General features: G+C 78.9%; 10 protein-coding genes. 4 read left to right on the forward strand and 6 right to left on the reverse strand.

Annotated features, from left to right (window positions below):
• Nucleotides 1-140: 140 nt before the first annotated feature.
• A complete protein-coding gene (rsmI, locus tag AS188_RS07200; RefSeq protein WP_058859792.1) occupies nucleotides 141-1,037 on the forward strand; it encodes a 16S rRNA (cytidine(1402)-2'-O)-methyltransferase in 897 nt (298 codons plus the stop codon).
• Between the two features lie 122 nt (nucleotides 1,038-1,159).
• On the opposite strand, the gene AS188_RS07205 is transcribed toward rsmI, so the two are convergent.
• From AS188_RS07205 to AS188_RS07215, 3 genes are read right to left on the reverse strand one after another with little or no spacing between them, the layout of a single operon-like run.
• On the reverse strand, nucleotides 1,160-3,523 hold the full coding sequence (locus AS188_RS07205; protein WP_058858283.1) for a transglutaminase TgpA family protein: 2,364 nt from the start codon (nucleotides 3,521-3,523) through the stop codon (nucleotides 1,160-1,162).
• Complete coding sequence (locus AS188_RS07210; protein WP_083529306.1) at nucleotides 3,520-5,052, reverse strand: DUF58 domain-containing protein; 1,533 nt, start codon at nucleotides 5,050-5,052, stop codon at nucleotides 3,520-3,522. Before AS188_RS07210 ends, AS188_RS07205 begins: the two co-directional genes overlap by 4 nt.
• Nucleotides 5,049-5,999, reverse strand: a complete 951-nt coding sequence (locus AS188_RS07215; RefSeq protein ID WP_058858284.1) for an AAA family ATPase — start codon at nucleotides 5,997-5,999, stop codon at nucleotides 5,049-5,051. Before AS188_RS07215 ends, AS188_RS07210 begins: the two co-directional genes overlap by 4 nt.
• 127 nt (nucleotides 6,000-6,126) lie before the next feature.
• Between AS188_RS07215 and AS188_RS07220 the strand changes: the two genes are divergently transcribed.
• Nucleotides 6,127-7,137, forward strand: coding sequence for a TatD family hydrolase (locus tag AS188_RS07220; protein WP_058858285.1), 1,011 nt, complete (start codon nucleotides 6,127-6,129; stop codon nucleotides 7,135-7,137).
• A 115-nt stretch (nucleotides 7,138-7,252) separates the two neighbouring features.
• On the opposite strand, the gene AS188_RS17665 is transcribed toward AS188_RS07220, so the two are convergent.
• The gene (locus AS188_RS17665; protein WP_058858286.1) at nucleotides 7,253-8,194 is read right to left on the reverse strand and encodes a type IV toxin-antitoxin system AbiEi family antitoxin domain-containing protein; all 942 of its coding nucleotides are present in this window, start codon (nucleotides 8,192-8,194) and stop codon (nucleotides 7,253-7,255) included.
• Between the two features lie 688 nt (nucleotides 8,195-8,882).
• On the opposite strand from AS188_RS17665, the gene rsmA reads away from it, so the two are divergent.
• Both rsmA and AS188_RS07235 read left to right on the forward strand, forming a co-directional pair.
• Nucleotides 8,883-9,782, forward strand: coding sequence for a 16S rRNA (adenine(1518)-N(6)/adenine(1519)-N(6))-dimethyltransferase RsmA (gene rsmA / locus AS188_RS07230; RefSeq protein ID WP_058858287.1), 900 nt, complete (start codon nucleotides 8,883-8,885; stop codon nucleotides 9,780-9,782).
• Nucleotides 9,783-9,787: 5 nt separating this feature from the next.
• Nucleotides 9,788-10,726 carry a 4-(cytidine 5'-diphospho)-2-C-methyl-D-erythritol kinase gene (locus AS188_RS07235; protein ID WP_058859793.1) on the forward strand — a complete coding sequence of 313 codons (939 nt, stop codon included), beginning with the start codon at nucleotides 9,788-9,790 and terminating at the stop codon, nucleotides 10,724-10,726.
• A gap of 193 nt (nucleotides 10,727-10,919) precedes the next feature.
• On the opposite strand, the gene AS188_RS07240 is transcribed toward AS188_RS07235, so the two are convergent.
• A complete protein-coding gene (locus tag AS188_RS07240; protein WP_058858288.1) occupies nucleotides 10,920-11,453 on the reverse strand; it encodes a glycosyltransferase in 534 nt (177 codons plus the stop codon).
• A gap of 293 nt (nucleotides 11,454-11,746) precedes the next feature.
• Nucleotides 11,747-13,105, reverse strand: a complete 1,359-nt coding sequence (locus AS188_RS07245; protein ID WP_058858289.1) for a YveK family protein — start codon at nucleotides 13,103-13,105, stop codon at nucleotides 11,747-11,749.
• Nucleotides 13,106-13,220 lie beyond the last annotated feature (115 nt).

Raw genomic sequence — 13,220 nt, forward strand, 5'->3', positions numbered from 1 at the left:
GCGGGCCGCGCCCTGCGCGGTCCGGCCGGGGACGCCCGGGAGGGGAGCGTCCGGGACCGGGCCGACCCGGACGGGGACCGGCCCCGGGAGCGGGCCGGCCGGAGGGGAAGGGCTCCGGGGCGGGCCGTAGAGTGGGCCCCGTGCAGAGCGAACCCCACGACGACGCCCCCGCCCCCGCCGATCCGCCCCGCCGCGAGGGCCCCGGGGCGGTCGTGCTCGCGGGCACGCCCATCGGCAACCTCGGCGACGCCTCGCCCCGCCTGCGCGAGGCCCTCGAGCGGGCCGACGTGCTCGCCGTGGAGGACACCCGGCGGCTGCGCCGGCTCGCCGCCGGGCTCGGGGTCACCACCCGGGGGCGGGTGCTCACCCACCACGAGCACAACGAGGCCGGCCGGGTGGCCGAGCTGCTCGAGGCCGTGCGCGCCGGGTCGACCGTGCTCGTGCTCTCCGACGCCGGGATGCCCACCGTCTCCGACCCCGGCTACCGCCTGGCCGAGGCCGCGGCCGCCGAGGGACTGACCGTCACCGCCGTGCCCGGGCCCTCCGCGGTGCTCACCGCCCTGGCCGTCTCCGGGCTGCCCACCGACCGGTTCACCTTCGAGGGCTTCCTCCCGCGCAAGGCCGGGGAGCGCTCGGCCCGGCTCGCCGAGCTGGCCGGGGAGCGGCGCACCATGGTCTTCTACGAGGCCCCCCACCGGCTCGCCGCGATGCTCACCGCGCTGCGGGAGGCCTTCGGCGCCGGCCGCCGGGCCGTGGTCGCCCGGGAGCTGACGAAGCTGCACGAGGAGGTCGTGCGCGGGGACCTCGACCGGCTGTTCGCCTGGGCGCAGGAGGGGCCGGTGCGGGGGGAGATCGCCGTCGTCGTCGCCGGCGCCCCCGCCCCCGGGCCCGCCCGGGCCGAGGACCTCGTCGCGGACGTCGAGGCCCTCGTGGCCGCCGGCACCCGCCTCAAGGACGCCGCCGGCCAGGTGGCCGAGCGGGCCGGGGTCGGCAAGCGGGAGCTCTACGAGACGGTCCTCGGCGCCCGGAAGGGCTGAGCTCCCGCACCGGCCCGGGCCCGCCCGCGGTCGCCCGTCCGGAGCCGTCCACCCCGCGCGGGCGGACGTCGCGCGGGGGCCGGCCCTCCCGCGCCACGGCGGACCGCCCGGTGCGGCCGTCCTCAGCGGCCGCGCAGCACGGAGGGCGGCAGCCAGCGGGCCCGCCGGGACCCCGGCCGGTCCGCGAGCGCGACCTGCAGCGCGCGCACGTCGCCGTCGCCCGCCGCCGGCACCCACGTCCCCGCGGCCGGCCCGTAGAGCGCGCGCTCGACGTCCGCTACGAGCCGCTGCAGGCCCGGCGCCGCGGCCGGCAGCAGCCCGGCCAGGCGGTCCGTGAACGCCCGCGGGGTCTCGGCCGGGGCCCGGCCCAGCCCGTGGTCGACGGCGAGGTCCTCGACCTCGGCCCAACCGGCCAGCACCCGGGCCGCCGGGTCGGCCCCGGGGTCCTCGAGCAGGCGCAGCCGCCGGGCCCGCCGCCGTCCGCGCAGCAGCCGCGGCAGCGCCGCCGGCAGGACCAGCAGCAGCGCGCCGGCGGCCGCGAGCAGCCACGGCAGCCACACCGGGACCGTGGTCCGCTCCACGGGCTCCTCGGCCGGGGCCGGCTCGGCGCTCGCGGGACCGGTGACCGCCGGCTCGGGGCTGGTGCTGGGCGTCGCCGTCGGCGGGGCGGTCGGGGGAGCGCTCGCCGGTCCGGTCTCCGGCGCGGAGGGATCGGCGCTCGGCCGTCCGTCCGGCCCGGACGCGTCCGGGTCCTCGGGCCCGGAGGGGTCCTCGTCCGCGTAGCCGGGGACGTCCTCGGTGCCGGGGGTCGGCTCGAAGCGCACCCAGCCCGTGCCCTCGAACCACAGCTCGGGCCAGGCGTGGGCGTCGCGCGGGCGCACCCGCACGGCCTCCTGCGCCCCGGCGAAGGCGGTGTCCTCGGCGGCGGGCGGGAGGTAGCCGACCGCCACGCGGGCGGGGATCCCGAGCTCCCGGGCCATCACGGCCATCGCCGGGGCGAAGTGCCCGGAGTAGCCGGTGCGGGTCTCGAGGAACGTGTCCAGGGCGGCCATGCCCCCGGCGTCGTAGCCGCCGGCCAGCGGGGCGTCGACGTCGTGGACGAACTCGTCGGAGCGCAGCCACTCCTGCAGGGCCAGGGCCCGGTCGAAGTCCGTGCGGGCCTCGCGGGTCCGGCGCTCGGCGGCCTCCCGCAGGGCGGCGGGGGTGTCCGCGGGCAGGGCACGGAAGGGGTCCAGGGCGGGGTCGCGGGCGGCGGGGGCCTCCCGCAGCTGCCGGGCGGTGGGCGTGGGCTCGACCGCGCGGACCTCGTAGGCGGTGCCGGGCTCCGGGGCGGGATCGGCGTGCACCGTGAGGTCCCGGGGGCTCCAGGACCAGTCCTCGCCCGCGGGGGCCTCGACCTCGAGCGGGGCCCAGGGCAGCGGCAGCCACCGCCCCGGCCGGTCCCGCAGCGTCACCGCGGTGGTCCGTTCCGCGCCCGGGCCCACGGGGGTCAGCGGGCTCGGGCCGAAGTCCTCCAGCCCCTCCTCGAGCCCGTCCTCGGCGGGGAACCACTCGGGTGCGCCGAAGTCCTCGAGGGTCAGCACGCGCAGCAGCTGCGGCTCGCCCGTGTGCTCGAGCACGGGGGCCTGCTCGGCCGTGCGCAGGTCCTGGCCCACGGCCCGCAGCGGGCCCACGCCGGGGGCGCGCTGGCCGGCCGGGCCGCTGCCCTGCGGGAAGGCACCGCTGACGAAGCCCGGCACGAGGCCCGGCAGCACCAGGGTCACGGCGAGCACCCCGGCGCCCACGACCAGGGCCCGGGGCACGCTGCCCGGGGCGGGCGCGGTGCGGGCCTCGCGCACCGCGCCCCAGTGCCGCCCGCCGGCGAGCAGCAGCAGGGCCGCGAGCACCGCCGCGGCCGTCCCGGCGGGGCCCACGCTGCCGGGCAGCACGAGCGCGGGGACGGCGAGCACGGCCAGCACCCCCAGCGCGCTGAGCCCGGGCAGGCGCAGGACCGTGAGCAGCACGTCGATCAGCAGGGCCACCAGCCCGGCGAGCAGGGCCGCGGTGAAGGAGGCCGCCGGCCCGGCCTGGTAGGGAGCGGGCCGGCGGCCGACGACGCCGGCCGCCTCCCGCACCAGCTCCTGCGCCCGGGCCAGGGCCGCCGGGGTGGGCACGAAGCCCAGCAGGGCCGGCTCGCGCAGGAAGACCACGGTCAGCACGAGGACCAGGGCGCCGGCCCCGAACAGGGGAGCGGTGAGCGCGGGCAGGCCGACGAGCCGGGCCACGGCCGTGGCCGCGACCGTGCCGAGGGCGGCCAGCAGGGCGCCGGCCACCCAGCCGGCGCCGTCGAGCACCCCGGCCAGGGCGACGAGGGACAGGGCGGTCGCGGCGAGCACGGTCCCCGCCGGGCCCAGGACGGCGGCGGGGGAGCGGCCGGGGGCGGCCGTGGACGGGGCGGCGGGGACGGGGGCCGTCGCCGGACCGGGCGCGGGGCGGCGGGGGCTCACCGGCCCGCCCCCGGCGCCGTCCCGGTGCCCTGCGGTCCGTCCGCGGCGCGCCCGGGCCCGCCCGGCCGGTCCGGCGCCCCGGGACCGTCCGCGGCCCGCGGGCCGCCGGCCGGTGCGGACCCGGAGCCCGCCCCGGCCGCGGGCCTCCGGGGCGCGGCGGCCGGGCCGCGGGCGCCCAGCCCGGCCCAGGCGTCCTCGGGGTCGGTGCCCGGGGCGGCGAGCACGACCGTCCAGCCGGCGGCCTCGAGCACCGCGGCCCCGGCGGGCGGGGAGCCGTCCTCGATCACCAGCACCGCGCTGCCGGCACCGGCGCGCTCGGTCGCCGCGAGCACCCGCTCGGCGGCCCCGGCGCCCAGGTCCCCGGAGACCAGCAGCACCGGGTGCACGAGCCGCTCCCGGTCCACGCGCTCGGCCAGGGAGGCCCCGCGGGGAGCGGGCACCGGGCGCACCCGGGCCAGTCCGTGCCGGACGTCCTCGGCGCCCTCGTCGGTCACCGCGGTGACGGCGCGCGCGGCACCGTCGTCGTCCTCGCCGCCGCGGGGCAGGGCGCGGCCGAAGCCGTCGAGGGCGTGCACGAGGGTCTCGCGGCGGGCCAGGTGGTCGAGGACCGCGGCGGTCAGCCCCACCGCCCACTCCAGGGCCGCGGTGCTCGGCAGCACGCCGGCCCAGACCCGCTCGCCCGGCCACGAGCGCTCGTCGAGGTCCAGGACGAGGCTGAGCCGCCGCACGCTGCGCGGGTCCTCCTGCCGGACCATCAGCTGCCCGTGGCGGGCCGAGGCCGCCCAGTGCACGCGGCGCATCGGGTCGCCGTGGCGGTACTCGCGGGTCGTGACGTTGTCGGGCCCGGGAGCGGGACGGCCCGTGCGGGAGGGCTCGGCGCCGGCCTCGCGCAGCCGGTCGGGGCTGATCTCGGGCAGCGGCACGGCGGCCGGCGCCACGTGCAGGACGCCGCGCTCCGAGGCGTCGAGCAGCTCGGTGGCCAGGCCGAAGGGGTCCGCGACCTGCACGGTCGCGGGCCCCAGCGGCCACAGTCCGCGCGCCAGGGGGCGCACCGTGTAGCCGGCCGGCGTCCCGTCGGCCCCGACCTCGAGCTCGCGGTCCCCGCCGAGGGCCGCGGGCACCGTCTCGCGCACGGCCACGGCCCCGTGGACCTCCCGGCCGCGGCGTGCCCGGTGGCGCACCCGCAGCCGCACCGTCGCCGGGTCGCCTGCGGTCACGAGCGCCGGGTCCACGGTGCGCTTGAGCAGCACCCGCGGCCGCACCACGTACAGCGACAGGGCCGCGAACAGCGGGGTCCCGCCCAGGAACAGGGCCAGCGCCAGCACGTCCTTGCGGCCCAGCCACGTGGCCGCCAGCAGGCTCAGCGCGCCCGCGGCCAGGAACGCCCACCCGCGCCCGGTGAAGCGGGCCCGGGAGTCCACCGGCCGCTCGGCGCGCTCACCGGCGGCGTCGAGCTCCTCGGCCCTGCGCTCCCCGGTGGTGCGCTCCCCGGTCCTGCCCTCCTCGGCCCCGCGCCGGACCCGGCTCATCGGCCCCGGGCGGAGGGCTCGGCCGGGACCCGCACGTCCGACAGCACCGACCGCACCAGCTCCTCGGCCGAGCTCGCCCCGGCCCGGCGGTCCAGGATCAGGCGGTGGGCGAGCACGGGCACGGCGACCGTGCGGACGTCGTCGGGCAGCACCCAGTCGCGTCCGCTCAGGGCGGCCTCCGCGCGGGCGGCCGCCTGCAGCTGCAGCAGCGCCCGGGGGCTCGCGCCGAGCCGCAGCTGCGGGTGCGAGCGGGTGGCCGCGCCCAGCGCCACGATGTACTCCCGCACCGCGTCCGAGACGTGGATCCCGCGCACGTGCTCGACCAGCCGCGCCGCGTCCGCCACGGAGACGACCGGCCCGAGCCCCGCCAGCGGCGAGCCGCCGCCGTGGTCGGCGAGCATCGTCGCCTCCGCGGCCGCGTCCGGGTAGCCCATCGAGATCCGCGCCGTGAACCGGTCCCGCTGTGCCTCGGGCAGCGGGAACGTCCCGTCCATCTCGACCGGGTTCTGGGTGGCCACCACCATGAACGGCGCGGCCAGCCGGTACGTGGTGCCGTCCGCGGTGACCTGGCCCTCCGCCATGCACTCCAGCAGCGCCGACTGGGTCTTCGCCGAGGCCCGGTTGATCTCGTCGCCGATCACCACGTTCGCGAACACCGGCCCCGGCTTGAACTCGAACTCCCGCCGCGCCTGGTCGTAGACCGACACCCCCGTGATGTCCGTGGGCAGCAGGTCCGGGGTGAACTGGATGCGCGCCACCGTCCCGCCGATCGCGCTCGCCAGCGTGCGGGCGAGCATGGTCTTGCCCACACCCGGGACGTCCTCCACGAGCAGGTGCCCGCCCGCCAGCAGGACCGTCAGCGCGGTCCGCGCCGCCTCCGGCTTGCCGTCGATGACCGCGTTGACGCGGTCCAGGATCGCCTGCGTGTGCTGGGGAAAGGACTCCATGGTCTCCTCGGTCTCCGCTCGGGGCTGCTGCCCCCAGTATGTGCGGTCCCGCCGCGGCCTCGTAGATTGGTCCCGGCACGGCGCGCCCGCCCGTGCCGCCGCCCCGCCGACCCCGAGGTGCCCGCCCGTGACCGACCCGAACGCCCCCCGTCTCACCGCCACCCTGTGGGCCGACCCCGCCCGGCGCCCGGCCCAGGAGCCCGGCGCCGTCCCGCCGGCCTACGACCCGGCCCGCTACGCCGTGCCCGAGGACGTGCCCGACGGCGAGGGCACCCGCCGCCGCTCCCGCTCCGACGAGGGCCGCCGCCGCAACCTCCGGTACCCGCCGGCCCCCGAGCCGCTGCCGCACCCGGTCGCCGACAACCACACCCACATGGACCTCCAGGACGGGGAAGTGGCCGTCTCCGTGCGCGACGCCGTGGACGCCGCCGCCCTCGCCGGCGTCGCCGGGGTCGTGCAGGTCGGCTGCGACGTGCCCTCCTCCCGCTTCGCCGTCGCCGCCGCCGAGGCCGATCCGCGCGTGCTCGCCGCCGTCGCCCTGCACCCCAACGAGGCACCCGGGCTCGCCGCGGCCGGACGGCTCGACGAGGCCCTCGCCGAGATCCGCCGCCTCGGCGACCACGAGCGGGTCCGCGCCTTCGGCGAGACCGGCCTCGACTACTTCCGCACCGAGGGGGAGGGCCGCGAGCACCAGAAGCGCTCCTTCCGCGAGCACATCCGCTTCGCCCGGGAGACCGGCAAGGCGCTGCAGATCCACGACCGTGACGCCCACGCCGACGTCGTCGCGGTGCTGCTCGAGGAGGGCGCTCCCGAGCGCACCGTCTTCCACTGCTTCTCCGGCGACGCCGAGCTCGCCCGCACCTGCAACGAGCACGGCTGGTACATGTCCTTCTCCGGGACCGTGACCTTCAAGAACAGCACCGGGCTGCGGGCGGCCCTGCACGAGGCCCGTCCGGAGCTCGTGCTCGTGGAGACCGACGCCCCCTTCCTCACCCCCCACCCGTACCGGGGCCGGCCCAACGCCAGCTACGTGACGAACTGGACGGTGCGCGGCATGGCCCAGGAGCTCGAGCAGGACCTCGAGCAGCTGTGCCGGCAGCTGTGGACCAACACGCGGGACGTCTACGGCGACTTCTGAGCGCCGACGCCCCACCGCCCCGCTGGGGACTCACCGAGTCCCCACCCGACCCACGGCCGGCCCGCCGAGTCCCCTCGGTCGCGTCGTTCGCGGACGGACGGGCGGCGGGGCAGGGTCAGGGGCGGTGGCCGCCTGCCTGCAGGGCTTTCTTGATGCGGGCGACCGTGGTCTCCGGAGTGCTCACCACGTCCTTCCACCCGATCCGGATCACCGTCCAGCCGAGCTCCTGGATCTCGACCTCCCGTCGTCGTTCGTCGCGCAGGACGGAGGCCACGACCGCGGGGTCGGCGTGGGCGTACTTGAGCCGGCCGTCGAACTCGAGGACCACACGGTGCTCCGGCCACGCGAGGTCAGCGCGGTAGCGCCCGGACCGGCCGTCGAGGACCCACTGGAGTCGCGGCTCGGGCAGGCCCCACTCGGCCAGCATCAGGCGCGTCAGCGTCTCGCCCACGGACTCCGCCCGGACGTCCATGGCGCACAGGACCCGGTGGGCCCGGCGCACCCCGCGCCGGCCCCTCCACTCCGGCAGGCGCCGCTCCAGGCGGGCTCGGGTCACCCGGACCGCGGCCGCCTGGTCGGCGAGGACCACGGCATCGGTGAAGGGCAGCAGCCGAGCGCAGTCCAGCAGCGTGCGCTCGGCGGAGGTCACCCGGATGCCGCGCACCTCGACCACGTCCGCCGGCGGCAGGGGCTCCTGGTGGCGGACGACGTCCGGGGCGCCGTTGTGCGTGCCGCGCCCCGGGGCCGAGACGGTGTGGACGCGGGTGGGGACCCGGTACAGGCGCAGGCCGTGCACCAGGGCGGCCGAGGCGTGGCAGAGCACCGGGTCCGCCGTCGACGACCGGGCGTAGGCCAGATGGCCCAGCAGCATCCGGTCCTCCTGCCGCAGGGCCCGGTACGGCTCGCCTCGGACGTACCAGCCGGCGCGGAGGCGGACCAGCCGGCCCTCCTGGACCTGTCGGTGGACGGCGCGGTCGCCGAGCCCGGCGTCCTGGAGGTCCGCGGTGCGGAGCAGCGGCGGCAGGTCGGCGCCCGGACCGGGATCGAGTGCAGTCATGGCTCGGTGGTAGCAGTCGCCCGGCCCAGGCCGTCTCGGCCCGGAGCGGGGTGTGGACGGTGCTCGACGGCCGGCGTGGGAGCCGCTGTGGTGCAGTGCGGATGGTGCTCGCGGTGCAGCAGGTGCTGCGTGCGCGGCGGCTTCCGGGGCGCGACAGGTGCAGCAGTTTCGGGGGCGCGACGGGTGCAGCAGCTTCCGGAGCGCGACAGGTGCCCGGATTCACTGATGCCGGTGCGGTGGCGGTGCCGGCCCTGGGCGGTCGGCGCGCCGGTGGGGTGCTCTCGGTGGTGCAGTCGCCGGCCGGACCGCGGACGGAACCCGATCGGAACGTCCGAATGGTGTCGCCGCCGAGTCCCCTCGGTCGCGGCATTTCCCCCGTGGCGCCACGGGGGAAATGCCGCGACCGAGGGGACTGGGCGGGATTGAGGTGGGTGGAGTGGGGAGTCGGCGGGGCGCGGTGCGGTTCGGATGGGGGCTCGGCAGGTGGGGTGGGGAATCGGCGGGTGATGTGTTGCGGAGCGGGGAGTGGGCGGGTGATGCGGTGGACGAGGTGGGGAGTCGGCGGAGGAACTGCGGGCGGTATGGGGTCTCGGTGGCGAGGATGGGGGCTCGACGGTGTCCCTGGCAGCGGCGGTGGGGAGTCGGCGGGGGGGGCGGGAGGGCCGGGGCGGGCCGATACGATGAGCCGGTGACAGAATCCACCGACCCCGCCGCCGCCCGCCCGCTGCTGGGGCCCGCCGAGATCCGGGCGCTCGCCGGGCAGCTGGGCATCCGGCCGACCAAGACGCTGGGGCAGAACTTCGTGATCGACCCCAACACCATCCGGCGGATCGTCGCCGCCGCGCAGCTGGGGCCGGACGAGACGGTGCTGGAGGTCGGGCCGGGGCTGGGCTCGCTGACGCTGGGGCTGCTGGACGCCGCCGAGCAGGTCGTGGCCGTGGAGATCGACCCGCCGCTGGCGGCGCAGCTGCCGCACACGGTCCGGCGGTTCCGCCCGGAGCGCGCGGACCGGCTCACGGTGCTCGAGCACGACGCCCTGCGGGTCCAGCAGCTGCCGGCGGAGCCCACGGCGCTCGTGGCGAACCTGCCCTACAACGTGGCCGTCCCGGTGCTGCTCCACCTGCTGGGGCGCTTCGGCTCGATCCGCCACGGGCTGGTCATGGTCCAGGAGGAGGTCGCCGACCGGCTCGCCGCGGCCCCGGGATCGAAGGTCTACGGGGTGCCGTCGGTGAAGGCCGCCTGGTACGCCGAGGTCACCAAGGCCGGCACGATCGGCAAGAACGTCTTCTGGCCGGCCCCGCAGATCGCCTCGGGGCTGGTGCGCCTGGTCCGCCGCGACGCACCGGTCGCGGACGTCGACCGCGACCTCGTCTTCACGGTGGTCGACGCCGCCTTCGCCCAGCGCCGCAAGACCCTGCGCGCGGCGCTCGCGGGCTGGGCCGGCTCGGGGGCCGCGGCTGAGGAGGTCCTGCACACCGCCGGCATCGACCCGGCCCGCCGGGGCGAGACGCTCGACGTCCACGAGTTCGCCCGGATCGCCGGTGCCGCCGCGGCGGCGGGACTGGGCGCGGAGGTGCGCGGGGCGTGACCACGATGATGCTCGCCGAGCAGGCCCGCGCCCCCGGCAAGGTCAACCTGTTCTTCGCCGCCGGCCCGCCGCGCCCGGACGGCTACCACGACGTCGCCAGCCTGTACTGCGCCGTGAGCGCCGCCGAGACCGTGACCGCCACGCTGACCCGCGGCGACGGCATCGCCGTGGACGTCGCCGCGGTGCCCGGCTCCCTCTTGGACCAGCAGATCGCCGCGGGCACCTTCTCCCTCGACACGGTCCCCACCGGCGCGGCCAACCTGGCGGTGCGGGCGGCGCGGGCGGTCCTCGAGCGCTTCCCCCGGCTGATCGGCGGGCTGCACCTGCGCATCGACAAGGCCGTGCCCGTGGCCGGGGGCATGGGCGGGGGCTCCGCCGACGCCGCGGCCGCGCTGCGGGCCGTCAACCGCCTCGCGGCCCGGGTCTCCGGGGAGCCCGCGCTCGACGACGACGTCTTGCGGCACCTCGCCGCCGGTCTCGGCGCGGACGTGCCGTTCGCGCTGGCGGGCGGGGCGGCGGTCGGCACCGGCACGGGGGCGCAGCTGCGGCCCGCGGCCGTGGGCGCGCCCCTGCACCTGGTGCTCGTCGCCGACACGGCCGGGCTGTCGACGCCCGCCGTCTACGCCGAGCTCGACCGGCTGCGGGCCGGCGCGGACGTGCCCCCGCCCGCGCTGCCGCCGGAGCTCGAGCCGGCCCTGGCCCGGGGCGACCTCGGCCGGGCCGCGCCGCTGCTGCGCAACGACCTGGAGCCGGCCGCGCTGTCCCTGGCGCCCCACCTCGCGCGGACGCTCGCGCTGGGGGAGGAGGCGGGGGCGCTCGCGAGCCTCGTCTCGGGCTCGGGGCCGACGGTCGCCCACGTGCTCGACGGCGCCGCCGCGGCCGCCGCGCTCGCCGAGCGGCTGCGCGCCCGGGGACGGCCCGCGCTGGCGGTGCAGGCCCCCTGAGCCCCGTGCGGCCCCGCGGTGTGCGCAACCTCCCGTGGTCCGCTCTCCGCGGCCGCTCCCGCGCCGGGTGCCGCACCCGGAGGCGCTGACCGTTCCGGGTGGCAGGCCGTGCCGGAGCGGCCAGGGATGCGGGGACGGGGACGGGGCGCCGCGGCTTCGCGCGGGGCCGCGGCGGACCGGGCCGCCGCCGGGCTCAGACCGCGATGCGCGGCCGCTCGCGCCGCTCCGGGGCCGCACGGTGCGGGGCGGGACCGTCACGGAAGAGCGCCGGCCGGGCGAGCGCCAGGTCCAGCAGGACCGCCAGCTCCTCGGCGGAGTCCGGCCGGACGACCTCGCCCGCCTGCGCCATCAAATCGGTGACCGCGGCCTGGTGGTCGTCCCGGTGCTCGCCGAGGGCGGGTCGCCGCGGCACGGCCAGCGGCCGGATCCCCAGACCCCGCGCGTCGGCGATCGAGGACGGGCCGCCCTGGACGACCACGGCCGAGGCCTGCCGGTACTGCTCGAGCAGCTGCGGGCGCGGGACCCGGCGCACCGAGCGCGCCAGCGGCGACGGGCGGGAGAAGCCGTGCTGCAGCAGGCAGCTGACCTCGGGACGGCGGACGAGCCAGGCCTCGACCCACTCGACGAGCCGGTCGAAGCCGTGCTCCTGGGCGCCCAGGGAGACCACGACGTCGTGGGCGGGCAGGACGACCGGGACGGGGGCGGTAGAGCGGGTGGTGGGTTCCACGGCGGACTCCTCACAGCAGGTGGCGGACGACGGGACGGACGGACGACGACGGGGCGGCCGGGCCGGGAGGCGCCGGCCGGTGTGGACGGGGACTCGCCCCGGTGCCGCGACCGCCCCGGGCGGACGACGGCGAGGCCGACGGGAGCCGGTGCCGCGGCCGCCCCGGCCGGACGACGGCGGGGCCGACGGGAGCCGGGCGGGCGCCGGACGGCGGCGGCTGCGCCGGACCGGGGATGCGCCCGTGCCGGGGAGCGGGCTCCTGGGGAGCCGCTCCCCGGCAGGGGCGGGTGTGCTCAGTCCTGGGCGGCGTGCGCCGGGGCCGGCTCGGTGCGGGCCTGGCGCTGGGCCACGAACGCGGGCACCACGGCGGCGCCGCGACCGGCGAGCCGCGCGAACAGGCTGCCGAAGCGGCGGCGGTCGCCGCGGGGCTCGACGGCCAGGACCACGCCGTCGACGCGGTCGGCCAGCGCGGCCAGCTCCGCGACGCCGGCGCGCGGCGGGACCACGGCGGCCAGCAGGGCGGGCGGGGCGTCGTCGAACTCGGGCCAGTCGGGCCCGGCCATCGGGCCCACGGTCTCGGCGAGGGCGTCGGCGCCGACGAGCTCGATCGACCCGCCCCACGAGGTGAGCACCTCGTCGAGGGCGTTGACGACCACGGCGGCCTGGCCCGGGCGGGCCGAGTGCACGGCGATCCGCGAGCCCGGCCGCGGCACGGCCCGGCCCTGGTCCTGGGCCAGCCGGCGCAGCAGCTCGAGGGCGCCGTCGGCGTCGTCCTCGGAGCGCAGCACGACCACGGGGGTGCCGGTCACCTCGGCGAGGCGATCGGGACGGCGCACGGTGTGGTCGGCGCGCTCGCGCAGAGCCCCGGCGAGGGCGCCCAGCAGCAGCCCGCCGGCGAGCCCGCCGGCGAGGAAGAGCAGCAGGCCCGCGGAGGAGGGCTGCTCCGGCGGCGTGGCCTCGCTGATCACGCGGCCCGGGGTCGGGGAGATCAGCGCCAGCGCGGTGCGCTGCTCGCGCAGCTGGCGCAGGCTGTAGGCGTCGTCGTCCGAGCGCTCGAGGCCCGCGATGGACTCGTCGATGCGCTTGAGCGTGTCGTCCGCGGTGGTGCGCACGTCCTCGGCCCGGTCGGCGAGGTAGGCCTCGGCCAGGGCGTTGGCGCGCTCGGCGGCCTGGTTCGGGTCGCCGGCGGTGACGGTCACGCGCAGCACCTGGGTGTCGTCCGGGGCGGCGGTCTCGAGCTGCTCGACGAGCTCCTGCGCGAGCGCGGGGTCGGCGTCCTCGACGGGCACGTCCTGCAGCAGGGCGGCCGCGCGGGTCGTGATGCGCTGGGAGGCCATGGTGGCCATCTCGGTCTGCATCTCGACCTCCTCGGTGCCGGAGGCCCCGGTGAGCGGGTTGACCGCGCTCGGGGAGACGGTCATGGAGGCCGTGGCCTGGTAGCTCGGCGGCCACAGCAGCCCGGCCACGAGGGCCGCGACCAGCACGAGCAGCCAGGTGCCGAGGATGGTGGGCCAGCGGCGGGCCAGCCGCCGCCACGGCGGCGTCGTGGCCGGCGGCGCGGGCGGGGTGCCGGGCCCGCCGGTGCCCCCGCGGGCGTCCTCGGCCCGGGTCCGGCGCCCGTCGGCGCCGATGGTGTGCAGAGTCTCGCTCATGTGGATTTCCCCCCTGGTGGATCGCGGGTCGGCTCGGCGGACCGGTCGCGGCCGGCGCTCGCCCCCCGGCGAGCCCCGACCCGGTCCCCAGCGACGGCTGCCGGGGTCGGTCCCG

This window comes from Kocuria flava, from assembly GCF_001482365.1.
Classification (GTDB): domain Bacteria; phylum Actinomycetota; class Actinomycetes; order Actinomycetales; family Micrococcaceae; genus Kocuria; species Kocuria flava.

Coding starts and splice junctions, on each gene's coding strand:
- AS188_RS07245 (WP_058858289.1), bottom strand. CDS start 13,105: ATGAGCGAGACTCTGCACACCATCGGCGCCGACGGGCGCCGGACCCGG.
- AS188_RS17665 (WP_058858286.1), bottom strand. CDS start 8,194: ATGACTGCACTCGATCCCGGTCCGGGCGCCGACCTGCCGCCGCTGCTC.
- AS188_RS07210 (WP_083529306.1), bottom strand. CDS start 5,052: ATGAGCCGGGTCCGGCGCGGGGCCGAGGAGGGCAGGACCGGGGAGCGC.
- AS188_RS07215 (WP_058858284.1), bottom strand. CDS start 5,999: ATGGAGTCCTTTCCCCAGCACACGCAGGCGATCCTGGACCGCGTCAAC.
- AS188_RS07235 (WP_058859793.1), top strand. CDS start 9,788: ATGATGCTCGCCGAGCAGGCCCGCGCCCCCGGCAAGGTCAACCTGTTC.